Origin of the sequence: Butyrivibrio sp. LC3010 (genome assembly GCF_000424385.1) — a bacterium.
Lineage (GTDB): Bacteria > Bacillota > Clostridia > Lachnospirales > Lachnospiraceae > Butyrivibrio.
In genome coordinates this window covers 26,007-39,045 of record NZ_AUJU01000007.1, presented here as the reverse complement: position 1 = coordinate 39,045, position 13,039 = coordinate 26,007, and the positions used below count along the sequence as shown (strand labels likewise).

Annotated in this window: 11 protein-coding genes; all 11 read right to left on the bottom strand. The window is 39.8% G+C overall.

Annotated elements, in window-relative coordinates:
• Window positions 1-5: 5 nt before the first annotated feature.
• Window positions 6-1,097, bottom strand: coding sequence for a PucR family transcriptional regulator (locus G622_RS0106930; protein WP_026510099.1), 1,092 nt, complete (start codon window positions 1,095-1,097; stop codon window positions 6-8).
• 191 nt (window positions 1,098-1,288) lie between these two features.
• Complete coding sequence (locus G622_RS0106925; RefSeq protein ID WP_026510098.1) at window positions 1,289-2,398, bottom strand: ABC transporter ATP-binding protein; 1,110 nt, start codon at window positions 2,396-2,398, stop codon at window positions 1,289-1,291.
• Window positions 2,399-2,660: 262 nt separating this feature from the next.
• Entirely contained in the window at window positions 2,661-3,371 is a 711-nt protein-coding gene (locus tag G622_RS22000; protein ID WP_044957279.1) for a YesL family protein, read from the bottom strand.
• 233 nt (window positions 3,372-3,604) lie between these two features.
• Window positions 3,605-4,543, bottom strand: a complete 939-nt coding sequence (locus tag G622_RS0106915; protein WP_026510097.1) for an alpha/beta fold hydrolase — start codon at window positions 4,541-4,543, stop codon at window positions 3,605-3,607.
• 385 nt (window positions 4,544-4,928) lie between these two features.
• Window positions 4,929-6,986, bottom strand: coding sequence for a methionine--tRNA ligase (metG, locus tag G622_RS0106910; protein ID WP_026510096.1), 2,058 nt, complete (start codon window positions 6,984-6,986; stop codon window positions 4,929-4,931).
• 15 nt (window positions 6,987-7,001) lie between these two features.
• Window positions 7,002-7,877 (bottom strand): methionyl aminopeptidase, encoded by an 876-nt coding sequence (locus tag G622_RS0106905; RefSeq protein ID WP_026510095.1) that lies wholly within the window; start codon window positions 7,875-7,877, stop codon window positions 7,002-7,004.
• A 193-nt stretch (window positions 7,878-8,070) separates the two neighbouring features.
• Window positions 8,071-8,817, bottom strand: coding sequence for a hypothetical protein (locus G622_RS0106900; protein WP_026510094.1), 747 nt, complete (start codon window positions 8,815-8,817; stop codon window positions 8,071-8,073).
• Between the two features lie 625 nt (window positions 8,818-9,442).
• A complete protein-coding gene (rpe, locus tag G622_RS0106890; protein WP_026510092.1) occupies window positions 9,443-10,090 on the bottom strand; it encodes a ribulose-phosphate 3-epimerase in 648 nt (215 codons plus the stop codon).
• 28 nt (window positions 10,091-10,118) lie between these two features.
• Complete coding sequence (locus G622_RS0106885; protein WP_026510091.1) at window positions 10,119-10,643, bottom strand: S-ribosylhomocysteine lyase; 525 nt, start codon at window positions 10,641-10,643, stop codon at window positions 10,119-10,121.
• Between the two features lie 174 nt (window positions 10,644-10,817).
• Window positions 10,818-11,759 (bottom strand): transketolase family protein, encoded by a 942-nt coding sequence (locus G622_RS0106880; protein ID WP_026510090.1) that lies wholly within the window; start codon window positions 11,757-11,759, stop codon window positions 10,818-10,820.
• A 13-nt stretch (window positions 11,760-11,772) separates the two neighbouring features.
• Window positions 11,773-12,606, bottom strand: coding sequence for a transketolase (locus G622_RS0106875; protein ID WP_026510089.1), 834 nt, complete (start codon window positions 12,604-12,606; stop codon window positions 11,773-11,775).
• Window positions 12,607-13,039 lie beyond the last annotated feature (433 nt).

Here is a 13,039-nt window from a genome sequence, read left to right as displayed (position 1 = left end):
ACTTTTTAAAACTGATTTGAATCTACATATTTCATATAACTTATAACCATCAGCGCAATTTTAAATGTCAGCGCCTCATCAAATGTTCTTATATCAAGCCCGGTAGTTTTTTCAAGCTTTTCAATTCTATATACCAGGGTATTTCTATGTACAAAAAGCTGTCTCGAAGTTTCTGATACATTAAGGTTATTCTCAAAGAATTTGTTTATTGTATTAAGTGTTTCTTCGTCGAGATTCTCAGGTATCTCACGTCCTCCGAATATCTCATCAATAAAGATTCTGCACAGGTTTATAGGGAGCTGATAAATAAGCCTTCCTATTCCAAGTGTATTGTAAGCTATCACATGCTTTTCAGCATAGAATATTTTTCCTACATCAAGGGCCATCTTAGCTTCTTTATAGGACTTGCTCAGATCCTTAAGTTCGCTGACAATTGTACCATAGGATACTCTTACATCAAGCATCGCCTCGGTGTTCATCATATCCACGATAGTTGTCGCAATACTTTCAATTTCTTCGTATTTTTCTCCCGCCTTGAGAGATTTTACCAGAATTACACTTGTCTCATCCACAGCCGTGACATAGTCCCCATTCTGGGATGTAAACATACTGCCAAGAAGCTCCGCAGCACCGCTGTCTCTCTCAGCTCTTGTCTCGACAAGTATGATGACTCTGGGAATAGTCACATCTATTCTCAGCTTTTTTGCCCTATTATATATATCAATAAGCAGCAAATTATCTAATAACAGATTTTGGAAAAAGTTATTTCTGTCATATTTTTCTTTGTATGCTACAATCAGATTCTGCAGCTGGCTGACACAAATTTTTCCAACCATGTATGCATCTTCTCCATTACCGGCAGCGAGAAGAACATAAACCAGTTCTCCCTCATCCAGAATTTTCAGCAGGTGCATTCCTCCGATGACCTGTGAATCTACCGGCGAATTTGCAAAATCAGATATAAACTCCATATCAAAGGTAGGCGCTTCTGCAGTTGCTGCAACAACTCTCCCCTTTAAGTCCATTACGCTGAGCTGAACCCTTGTGATCGCCGAGAGCTCATCAATACTATTTTGAATAATCTGTGATGTTATCATATGTGCCTTCCTCTTCTATCAAAATACCCCAATAAATTCTCACTAAATAATCAGGAAAATCATACGGAATCTATAGTATAACTCAATTCTAGAATATATTTAAAGAGTTTGCAATTTAAAAACAATTCATGAGAAAAAAAGGCGGAAGCTATTAAATAGCTTCCACCCTACAGTATTACTACTTTATATAATTAGTTTGTGATAACCTTCTCTGTCTCTTTATCAAATACGTGAATCTTCTCAACGTCGAATGCGAACTTAACCTTATCGCCAGGACGAGCTGTTGTACGAGAATCAACTCGTGCTGTTACAGGGAAGCCTGCAAGATCAAAGTACAGATAAACTTCTGCACCAAGAAGCTCGTATACGTTGATTGTTGATTCGAATACAGCCTTAGATGTGCTAACAACCATCTCAGAATCATCAACATCTTCAGGACGGATACCAAATGTAACTGTCTTTCCAGCGTAGCCGCCTTCGATAACCTTCTTAGCCTTAGCCGGAGGAAGCTCGATAGACTGACCAGCAATCTTGAGGCAAGCCTTGTCGCCAGCAACTTCAACTTCAGCATCAAGGAAGTTCATCTGAGGTGATCCCATGAATCCAGCAACGAAAAGGTTTGTAGGCTTGTCATAGAGGTTCTGAGGTGTATCAACCTGCTGAACAACACCGTCCTTCATAACTACGATTCTTGTACCAAGTGTCATAGCCTCTGTCTGGTCATGTGTAACGTAGATGATTGTGGTACCAAGTCTCTGGTGAAGCTTAGCAATCTCAGTTCTCATCTGAACACGGAGCTTAGCATCCAGGTTTGAAAGAGGCTCATCCATAAGGAATACCTTAGGATTACGAACGATAGCACGACCCATAGCAACACGCTGTCTCTGACCACCGGAAAGAGCCTTCGGCTTACGATCAAGAAGGTTTGTAAGATCAAGGATCTTAGCTGCGTCCTTAACCATCTTGTCGATCTCAGCCTTCGGAACCTTACGAAGCTTAAGACCAAATGCCATGTTATCATATACTGTCATATGAGGATACAGAGCGTAGTTCTGGAATACCATCGCGATATCTCTGTCCTTAGGCTCTACATCGTTAACAACGCGATCACCGATTTTAAGTGTACCGGAAGAGATATCCTCCAGACCAGCGATCATACGAAGTGTTGTTGACTTACCACATCCTGAAGGTCCAACGAAAATGATGAACTCCTTATCCTGGATATCAAGATTGAAATTCTTTACTGCTTCGAACCCATTGGGATATACTTTGCAAACATTCTCAAGTGTTAAACTTGCCATTTTAATTTTCCTCCTCTTAGCAAATACGTGGGACATCTGTCCCTGACATAAAAAAGTATAGCCAAAGCACTGGGCTTTGGCTATGCAAGTATTATACAAAGATTTTAACAATCGTTGTAAAAATTGCTTATTTACTTTTTGTTTATAAAATCTTTAGGAATATATGCACAAATTTTATAAATTCTTGTGTGCAATTTGCTCAGCCCACTCGTGATTACCTATATATCACGATTTATCTTTGTCAATTATGTCATATCAGCGATTACTTTCTGTCTCTTGCTTCCTGCATACGCTTAATAGCTGCCTGAAGCTCCTCATCGTCATCATCTGTTCTCTCTTCTTCATCAACCTCTTCAACCTTGGGCTCAAATCTTTTGAAAAGTCTGTTGTACAAAAGTGCCATGAGATATGCAGGACCTGTGAATCCGAACATAATAAGCAGCGGCACAATGCGAAGATCAAAGAAATACAAAAGCAGAAGCGGGATCAGTGAAATAACTCCCATCGCAACTGTTCTGGGCAGTCCCAGAATCGAAAACATACATGCATTTTTAAGTGTGTTTCTGATAGGATTCTCAAATCTGGACTGAAGCGGGAATATATAGAGTGAAATCATGTAAAGAATTAAAGTTATTCCTAACATAATATAGATATATATTCCCGGAATTGCTGTTGTGTTAGCTCTTATCCACAGGAAATCAACTCCGATTATAGCTGCAATAGCCAATACAATTAACCAAAGTATTGTTGCCTGTTTAAAGTTCTGTTTAAATGACTTCCAAAATCCCTTGATTACATATGTTTCTTCATCTCTTACCATCTTAAGAAGAACATAATGCATCGCTGTAAGTGATGCTCCTCCGGTAAACGGAATAAGGACAAACAGCAGTACTGCAAGATTCAACATCATCAAATCCGCAACCCTGTTCAGTGCTCTCATAATAGGACTGTCTAAATCAAATAATTTTCCCATAATATACTTCTCCTAAAAATAAAACTATATTGCATGGCTCGCACTAAGCTCAACGAACCTCGCTAAGTGCTCTGCTCTTGGGATTCTCACTAGACTCGATAGTACCTCGTCAAGTGTTCACCCATGGCTCGCACTAAGCTCGTGAAATACCTCGCTAAGTGCTCTGCTCAAAAAAAGCGCTCAAGCATTACTATAACATGCTTGAGCGCTAAATGCATTTCATTTTATAAATTTTAGAGAAGTATTGTCTTTTTTATCCAGGCAAGCTGATCAGCAAATACAGTCTCTCTTCCTATTTCCTGCTGAAGCTCGTGTCTCATTCCGTCATATAATTTTATTTCGAGATTCTGAAGTCCTATCTGATCCTTCCAAATGCTGTAAAGATGCTCTACCCCCTTACCATACTCACCTACGGGATCTTCCTTACCAGCTGTAAGAAGGATAGGAAGCTTCTTTGGAATATCCTCCATTTTTCCGGTATCCTGAACTCTTGACAGTAGCTCAAATAAGGTTTCAAAGCCATTTACGGTAAATACGAAATTGTCCTTAGGATCATTTTCATATTTTTTTACACTCTCTTCATTGTGTGATAGCCAGTCAAACTTACTTCTTGGGCTTGAAATCCTGCTGTTGTATGCTTTAAAAGCCATGTTATTCAGAAAATTCGAACGATGCTTTTCACCAAAGAAAGCACTAAGAATTGCACACATTGTCTTTCCTGATTTAATGGTTCCCGGAGACTGCCAGCCTGTTCCCTGTATGATTGCTCCCTGTATACCTGTTCCATATCTTGTCAGATATTCCCTTGCAACAAAGGATCCAAAGCTATGTCCCATAAGAACAACCGGAATTTCAGGATATTCTTCCTGAGTCATTTTCTTAAGCCTGTGAGCGTCCCTAAGTACAACTGTCGCGGGGTCATTTTTGCAAAAATAACCATATGGCACTTTTGTAGAAACAGAGTCGCCATGTCCCAGATGATCATTTCCAATAACAAGGACACCATTACCTGCCATGTAATTAGCAAATTCATCATAACGGTCTATATATTCCTGCATTCCATGAATAATCTGCAAAATAGCTATTGGCTTCTCATCAGGAATCCATCTTATTGCATGAATGGTCGTCTCTCTGTCTCTGGATTTGTAGGTAATTTCCTCTTTACGTGCCATGATAACCCCTCCGTGCTATACACAAAATTTAATGTTAAAAACAGACAATTCTATAATATTTCAAAAAGAGGATGATAATTCCGTCTCCTCCTATTCAATTTTACCACAATATCCTAATCATAGTTGTAAAAAAATCGTAAATTCGTTATATTGACACATATTTGAGTGAGAAATCCGGAGGATTTTCCTGTCCAATAAAATAAGAATTTTGCTAGCAAAATTCTCGCGCCGAGCGCGGTTGCTTCAAGCAACATATTCCTATCGCGCGAGTGCGCATCCTCACGGAGTGTTTTTATCTTATAGGAAATCCGGAGGATTTTCCTGTAAGATAAAAAAAACGAATGTAGCAGATTATTCCACTACATCCGTCTTTATAATTATCTGATTAGCAAATTTCTGCGCCTGAAGGCATAGCCTTTTCAGGAGTCATAAGTGCAAGATTCCCCTCAGCATCTTCAGCGCAAAGAAGCATACCTTCTGACAGTACACCGGCAAGCTTTGCAGGCTTAAGATTAACAAGAACCATAACCTTTTTGCCTACCATTTCCTCAGGAGAATAGTATTTACGTATTCCAGAAACAATCTGTCTTGTCTGGCTACCAATCTTAACCTGTGAGCAAAGAAGCTTCTTTGACTTCGGAACTGCTTCGCAGGCAATGATCTCACCAACCTGGAACTGCATCTTCATGAAGTCATCAAATGTGATCTCATCCTTTGCAGGAATATCAATTCCGTCAGCCTCATTAACAGACTCATCTGTCTCCTCTGCACCACCAATCACAATTGCATTAGCTTCCTTGAGCATACCTGCTTTTGTGAGATTTTCCTTGGCCTTTTTCTGAGACTCAATAAAGTCAGCCTTCTGCTTTTCTGTAATCTTAGCTGCTTCGGCAAGAACCTCATTAAGATCCTTTCTCGCAAATGTCTGCTCGGGAGCATCAGTTACCTTTGTACCGCTTACATACTTACCAAACTCAGAAAGTGTATCGAAATCACGGCTTTCAGTATTAAGCATATTGAAAATCTTCTCTGCTGTCCTTGGCATAAAAGGCTCAAGAAGGCTTGTACCAATAGTTATACCTTCTACAAGGTTATACAGTACAGTAGCCAATCTGTCTGACTGTGCCTCATCCTTTGCAAGATTCCACGGTTCAGTCTCATCTATATACTTATTGCAACGCTTGAATACTGTGAAGATTTCTGTAAGAGCATCAGCAACCCTGAGCTCATCCATCTTCTTTTCAACTTTCTCATATGCACTTGTGCATACAGTCTTAAGATCAGCATCTACGCCTCCCTCAACACCCTTATCTGCAACAACACCATCAAAATACTTGTTAGACATAGCAATTGTACGGTTTACAAGATTACCAAGTGTATTTGCAAGATCTGAGTTATAGCGCTCAACCATGAGCTCCCATGTGATTACACCATCATTGTCATAAGGCATTTCATGAAGTACAAAGTACTTTACAGGATCAACTCCAAAAAGGCTTACAAGATCATCTGCGTAAATTACATTACCCTTGGACTTACTCATCTTCTCACCGCCCTGAAGGAGCCATGGATGACCAAATACCTGCTTAGGAAGTGGTTCACCAAGTGCAAGAAGGAAAATAGGCCAATAAATAGTATGGAATCTGATAATATCTTTACCTATAAGATGAAGATCTGCAGGCCACCACTTTTTATAGTCTTCGCTGCTTGAATCAACATCATAACCAATTCCGGTTATATAGTTTGTAAGTGCATCAAGCCAAACGTATACAACATGCTTTTCATCAAAGCTTACAGGTATACCCCATTTAAATGAGGTTCTTGATACACACAGATCCTGAAGTCCCGGAAGAAGGAAATTGTTCATCATTTCATTCTTTCTGGAAACAGGCTGAATAAATTCAGGATGTGAATTGATATGCTCAATAAGCTGAGGCGCATATTTACTCATTTTAAAGAAGTATGCTTCCTCCTCAGCAGGATGTACATCACTTCCACATTCAGGACATTTTCCATCTACAAGCTGTGACTCTGTATAGAACGCTTCACACTCTGTACAGTACATTCCTTTGTAAGATCCCTTATAAATATCACCCTGATCATAGAACTTTTTGAATATTTTCTGTACCTGTTGTACATGATCCTCATCTGTTGTTCGGATAAATCTGTCATAGGAAGTATCCATCATATCCCAAAGGCTCTTAATGGTTCCTGCTACACCATCTACAAATTCCTTAGGACTGCTGCAACCTGCCTCAATTGCTCTTGTCTCAATCTTCTGTCCGTGTTCATCAGATCCAGTCTGGAAATGAACATCATATCCATCTTTTCTCTTGTATCTTGCAATAGCATCAGCAAGCACAATTTCATAACTGTTTCCAATGTGCGGTTTACCGGAAGTATAGGCTATCGCAGTAGTAATGTAATATTTTCCTTTATTCTGCATTTACTTTAAGTCTCCTTACCAACATAATATATCACAACCGGTCTCAGTAACCAGGACCTCTACCTCCCACTGAGCGGAAGGTGCTCCATCCTCTGTGTAAACTGTCCAGTCATTTTCTTCATCAACAAAAATCTCATCTGTTCCCATGTTTATCATAGGCTCAATTGTGAATACCATACCGGGAACCATGATCATTTCTGTACCCGGCTTACTTACGAAGCTGACAAAGGGCTCCTCATGGAATTCATTTCCGCAGCCGTGTCCGCCAATCTCACGTACAACTGTGTATCCGTTTTTAAGTGCATGCTGATGTACAGCATCTCCCATATCTCCGAGAGGTGTCCATGGAATTACATTTTTAACACCTATCTCCACAGCTTCTTTAGTTACGTCAACCAGCTTTTTCCATGCAGGATCCACATCACCTATGCAAAACATTCGTGAAGAGTCTGAAAAATATCCATTTAATATAGTAGAACAATCTACATTAATAATATCTCCGTCCTGTAAAATATCATCCGGAGATGGTATTCCATGACAAACCATATCATTAATTGAAGTGCAGACGCTCTTAGGAAATCCTTCGTAATTCAAAGGAGCCGGAATACCACCCATCTTCCTGGTTACATCAGCAACTATATCATCGATATCCTGAGTAGACATGCCTGCCTTTATTCTGGCACCAACTTCATCAAGACATGCCATGTTAATCTTGGCGCTGGCCTTGATTCCTTCAATATCTGTCTCAGTCTTTAATAAAGACCTTTTAGGAACGATCTTCCCTTCTCTCTGAAGACTTATTATTCTCTCATCAAAAGCTTCATGACAAGCCTTATATTTCTTACCGCTCCCGCACCAGCATGGTGCATTTCTATCCATCTTTTTATACATTGTATGAATTCGACCTTTCTACACTAACTACATATAAATAGAGTCTATTATCTAGTATGCCTTCAAGCTCAGTTATTGTCAAATGTCAAGGAGATTTATTACATATTTTTTCTAAATAAAATAAGAATTTCCTAAGAAATTAAAAACAGGCAGAGATTTCTCCCTGCCTGTAATAATTTCGGTTATGTTTCAATTACTTTGAAACTCTCTTAACCTTTGTACCCTTCTTGTAGCCTGTCTTCTTAGCAGCCTTCTGAAGCTTTGACTTAATCTTCTTGAACTGCCTGCTCTTAGCTACTACAGTAAGCTTCTTAAGTTTCTTGTTGCCCTTTAAGAACTTTGTGCTGATGTCCTTAGCTTTGAGCTGGTTACCATTTATCTTGATTGATGTAGCCTTCTTAGCACCAGCAAACTGCTTAGAAACAAGCTTTGTAAGTGCTACAGCAGAAGCATCAATTGACTTAGCCTTTGAACCCTCAAATGCCTTAGGATCGATAGATGTGATCTTGATCTCATTGCCATTAGCATCCTTAAATGATCCGGGTATAACTACCTTCTCAGCTTCTTTATTAGCAGCTGCATATGTAGCTGTGCCATCACCATTTGATACAAGCTTTGTGTCCTTAAGATCTGCAGCAGCAGGATCATTTTCAGCAACCTTTACTTCTTTACCAGCTGTCTTGAAAGCTTCCTCTACAGCAGCCTTTTCAGCAGCAGCTTTTTCTTCAGCAGCCTTATCTTCAGTTGCCTTCTTATCATCTGCTTTCTTGTCATCTGCCTTCTTATCTTCAGCATTACCATTAGATGCTGCATCACCATCAGATACAGCAGCGTAAACAACGCTTTCACCTGTTACTGAAGGTGCTACGATGCCTGCAACAGCACCGAAAGCGATTACTGCGGCTAAATTCATAGCCATTACATGTTTGTTGAGTTTCATAAATAGTTCCCCTTTCTTCATCACATTGTTTAACTTTAACTAAAGCCAAACAATAGTATAACGCTATTTCGGATAATTGCAAGTTAATTATTGCTTTTTTGTATCAATTTATGAAACTTTATTACTATTTTTTACGTTTATTATAATATTTTTATTCTTGGAAATTTTCAGACATATTAAACAATGTACTATTTTCCGCTTGGAACCTTGTAAGATTTGTGTAACTCAAGATTTTCACAGTTAGGCGGTGAATTCACAAGAGAATCGTTACGTACTTTACAACCTGCATTTCTACAATCTCTGCATCTGTATCCTGAATGATTTGAGTACATTTTCTTGCATTCCAGCGAACAGAAAGCATGATTACTTTCTCTGGCAGTAAACATTCTTCCACAATTTATGCATATATTTCTTACATTATGTGCCATGCTGTCACCCATACTTTCACAAAATGGCTAGATTACAATAATATTATACGATATTGAAATTATTGAATTTCGATATTAAGGGAAAGTTTAGAAAAAATTAAGGAGAAAAGCATACTTTATGCTTCTCCCCTTTATTTTTTCATACAAATATTTTAACAATTTATCATCAGGCGCAATAAATATTTACGCCAACACACTCACATTTTTTCTAGCAATTTGCGTGTGTTTTCTGTTATATCCCCATTAAATACCGCCGATCCGGCAACAATTACATTTGCACCGGCCTCCAGAGGGACATTGATATTATCTATGGTAACACCTCCATCTATTTCAATATCGGTATTAAGCCCCATATCTGTTATCATTTCCCTTGTTTTGCGTATTTTTTCAGTACATTCTTCGATGTATTTTTGTCCACCAAATCCCGGCTCAACTGTCATTATAAGGACCATATCAAGATCCTTTAAATACGGCTTTAGAGCATCAACTGATGTTTTTGGTTTTATGGACATTCCGGCCTTTTTTCCACAACTATGTATTTTATCTATAACTTCCCTTGGATCCGACGCTGCTTCTACATGAAAAGTGATGATGTCTGCACCACTTTCCGCAAACTGTTCGATATATCTGATTGGTTCCTCAATCATTAAATGTACATCATAAATCTGATTGGAAGCTTTGCGAATAGTCTTTAAAACAGGAAGTCCAAAGGAAATAGAAGGCACAAATATACCATCCATTACATCAAAATGAAGATATCCTGCTCCTGCCTCCTCAGTTTCTTTTATCTGCTTTCCAAGTATTGTAAAATCAGCAGACAAAATTGATGGTGCCAAGATATTCATCTCAAAATCCTCTTTAAGCTTCTATTAATTATGAATCAAAGAACTGGCGGCCATCCTCAGTTACAAGTCTCTCAGACTTAGGATATTCAAAGATTTCAGACTTACCGGCATTTTTTGCAAGATAATCTGCAAATTTGCGGGCATGCCACTTAGCAATCTCAAGATTGTGCATCTGATAGTTTCCGCAGTTCTCTGCTGTTGCACCGGGAACCTCATCTGCATCCTCAACTGATCTGAAAGCTGCAAGAAGCAGATCATAAATCTCCTTAGGCTCGCGGTTTCCCTTTAATATAAGGTAAAATCCGGTAAGGCAACCCATAGGGCCCCAATAGATTACCTGATCCTTCCACTCTTCATCATTTCTTAAATATGTAGCTATGATGTGCTCAAGAGAGTGCATTGAAGCTACATCAACAGCAGGCTCAACATTGGGCTTTGTAACTCTTATGTCATAAGTTGTAATCTTCTCATCTCCAAGAACATCTACTCTGCTGGTAAAGATGCCTGGAACAATCTTAGTATGATCAACTGAAAAGCTAGGTATTAAATCCATATTTCCATCTCCTTTTATATAATGAACCGACACGATTACTTCGTAATCCTGCCCTATCGTTCGAAACGACCTCAAATGATGGATATTATAACACGTTGACACTGCAATCGTCTATCCTTAGATAATTGCAGTGCCAATATATGATCAAAAACCAATGTCATTTAAAAAGTAGAATTACTTAAGGAATTCTTTAACAGAATTGTATACGCCTTCACCATCAAGACCATATTTCTTTACAAGATCTGCGGCACTTCCGGATTCACCATAACGATCCTGCATACCAATCTTCTTAACTACTGTAGGACACTCTTCTGCAAGAACATCACAAACAGCACTGCCGAGGCCACCGATTACAGAGTGCTCCTCAACTGTTACAACCTTACCGGTCTTCTTTGCTGTTGCAACAACAAGTTCTCTGTCGATAGGCTTAATTGTGCAGATATTTACTACCTCAGCGCTAATTCCATCTGCTGCAAGCTTTTCAGCTGCTTCAAGAGCAGATCCAACACCAATACCTGTAGCAATAATGCTGACATCTGTACCTTCACGAAGGACTGTTCCTTTACCAAGTTCAAACTTGTAATCAGGTCTGTCATTAACTACAGGGCAAGCTGCACGACCAAAACGGATGTAAACAGGGCCTTCATGCTCAGCTGCTGCACGAACACAAGCTCTTGCCTCGATATCATCTGCAGGACACATTACTACCATTCCGGGGATTGTACGCATAAGAGCAAGATCCTCGTTGCACTGATGGCTGGCACCGTCTTCACCAACTGTGATTCCGGCATGTGTTCCGCCGATCTTTACATTGAGATGAGGATATCCGATTGAATTACGAACCTGCTCAAAAGCACGTCCTGTAGCAAACATAGCAAATGTACTTACAAAAGGAATCTTACCTGTTGTTGCAAGACCTGCTGCGATACCCATCATGTTACACTCTGCAATACCGCAATCGATGTGACGATCAGGGAATTCCTTCTTAAACCAGCCTGTTCTTGTTGCTGCTGCAAGGTCGGCGTCAAGTACAACAACTTTGTCATTAACCTTTGCAAGCTCTATAAGTTCTTTACCATAGCTGTCTCTGGTAGCTATCTTCTTAACTTCGCTCATTTTAACCTCCTACTTACGCTTCAAGAGCCTGTCCGATCTTTTCAAGATCTTCCATAGCCTTTGCATATTCTTCGTCATTAGGTGCTACACCATGCCATGAAACCTGATTCTCCATGAAGGATACGCCCTTACCCTTTATTGAGTGTGCAATGATTGCAGTAGGCTGACCCTTTGTCTCTCTTGCTTCCTTGAAGGCAGCTCTGATAGCATCAAAATCATGTGCATCAATGTTGATTACATGGAAGTTAAATGCTTCAAACTTTTTATCGATAGGATAAGGTGAGCAAACCTGATCAACAGGTCCATCGATCTGGAGTCCGTTGTTATCAACAATAACAACAAGATTATCAAGCTTTCTGAAGCCTGCAAACATAGCTGCTTCCCAAACCTGTCCTTCCTCAATCTCACCATCACCTAAAAGTGTATATGTTCTGAAATCTTTATTATCAAGTTTTGCAGAAAGTGCCATTCCACAAGCAACTGAAATGCCCTGTCCAAGAGAACCTGAAGACATATCAAGGCCAGGAAGATACTGCATGCTGGGATGTCCCTGAAGTCTTGATCCAAGTTTACGAAGAGTCTTAAGCTCCTCTACCGGGAAATATCCGCGCTGAGCCATTACTGAATAAAGGCCCGGTGCTGTATGTCCTTTTGAAAGTACAAAACGATCACGATCTGCCTTAACCGGATCCTTAGGATCAATATTCATCTCTTCAAAATACAGATATGTATAGATATCTGCTGCTGACAGTGATCCGCCCGGGTGTCCTGCACCTGCTGCATGAACCGCTGTGACAATGCCCTTGCGGACTTCGTTTGCAATCTTCTGCAATTCTTTGTTCGTCATAATTCCTCCACTTCCTTTTCTAAATTGATATGAAGTTTTCCTCGTTTTTGAGGCGCGCCATAAGCGCAGTTAAAATGTAACACAAATCGCAATATCTGACTATTCCATTTTTGCGGTGTTGTTATTAAATATTGTTAACTAAATTATTACCAGATTCACTAACACCTCGCTGGCGGAAGTTCTGCTCTCGCTTCGCTCGCTATGAGAATGTTTGTACCAAAACCCATTGGTTCCATACTGGTGGAAGTTCTGCTCTCGCTTCGCTCGCCATGAGGATGTTTGTACCAAAACCCATTGGTTTCTTACTGGTGGAAGTTCTGCTCTCGCTTCGCTCGCCATGAGAATGTTTGTACCAAACCCCATTGGTTCCATACTGGCGGAAGTTCTGCTCTCGCTTCGCTCGCCAGAACAAAGTTCGTACTAGACTCGATAA

Bases quoted from the DNA above. Each gene is read 5' to 3' on its own strand.
- G622_RS0106900 (WP_026510094.1), bottom strand. From the start codon at position 8,817: ATGAAACTCAACAAACATGTAATGGCTATGAATTTAGCCGCAGTAATC.
- G622_RS0106925 (WP_026510098.1), bottom strand. From the start codon at position 2,398: ATGGCAAGTTTAACACTTGAGAATGTTTGCAAAGTATATCCCAATGGG.
- G622_RS22000 (WP_044957279.1), bottom strand. From the start codon at position 3,371: ATGGGAAAATTATTTGATTTAGACAGTCCTATTATGAGAGCACTGAAC.
- G622_RS0106930 (WP_026510099.1), bottom strand. From the start codon at position 1,097: ATGATAACATCACAGATTATTCAAAATAGTATTGATGAGCTCTCGGCG.
- G622_RS0106875 (WP_026510089.1), bottom strand. From the start codon at position 12,606: ATGACGAACAAAGAATTGCAGAAGATTGCAAACGAAGTCCGCAAGGGC.
- metG (WP_026510096.1), bottom strand. From the start codon at position 6,986: ATGCAGAATAAAGGAAAATATTACATTACTACTGCGATAGCCTATACT.
- G622_RS0106915 (WP_026510097.1), bottom strand. From the start codon at position 4,543: ATGGCACGTAAAGAGGAAATTACCTACAAATCCAGAGACAGAGAGACG.
- G622_RS0106885 (WP_026510091.1), bottom strand. From the start codon at position 10,643: ATGGATTTAATACCTAGCTTTTCAGTTGATCATACTAAGATTGTTCCA.
- G622_RS0106880 (WP_026510090.1), bottom strand. From the start codon at position 11,759: ATGAGCGAAGTTAAGAAGATAGCTACCAGAGACAGCTATGGTAAAGAA.
- rpe (WP_026510092.1), bottom strand. From the start codon at position 10,090: ATGAATATCTTGGCACCATCAATTTTGTCTGCTGATTTTACAATACTT.
- G622_RS0106905 (WP_026510095.1), bottom strand. From the start codon at position 7,877: ATGTATAAAAAGATGGATAGAAATGCACCATGCTGGTGCGGGAGCGGT.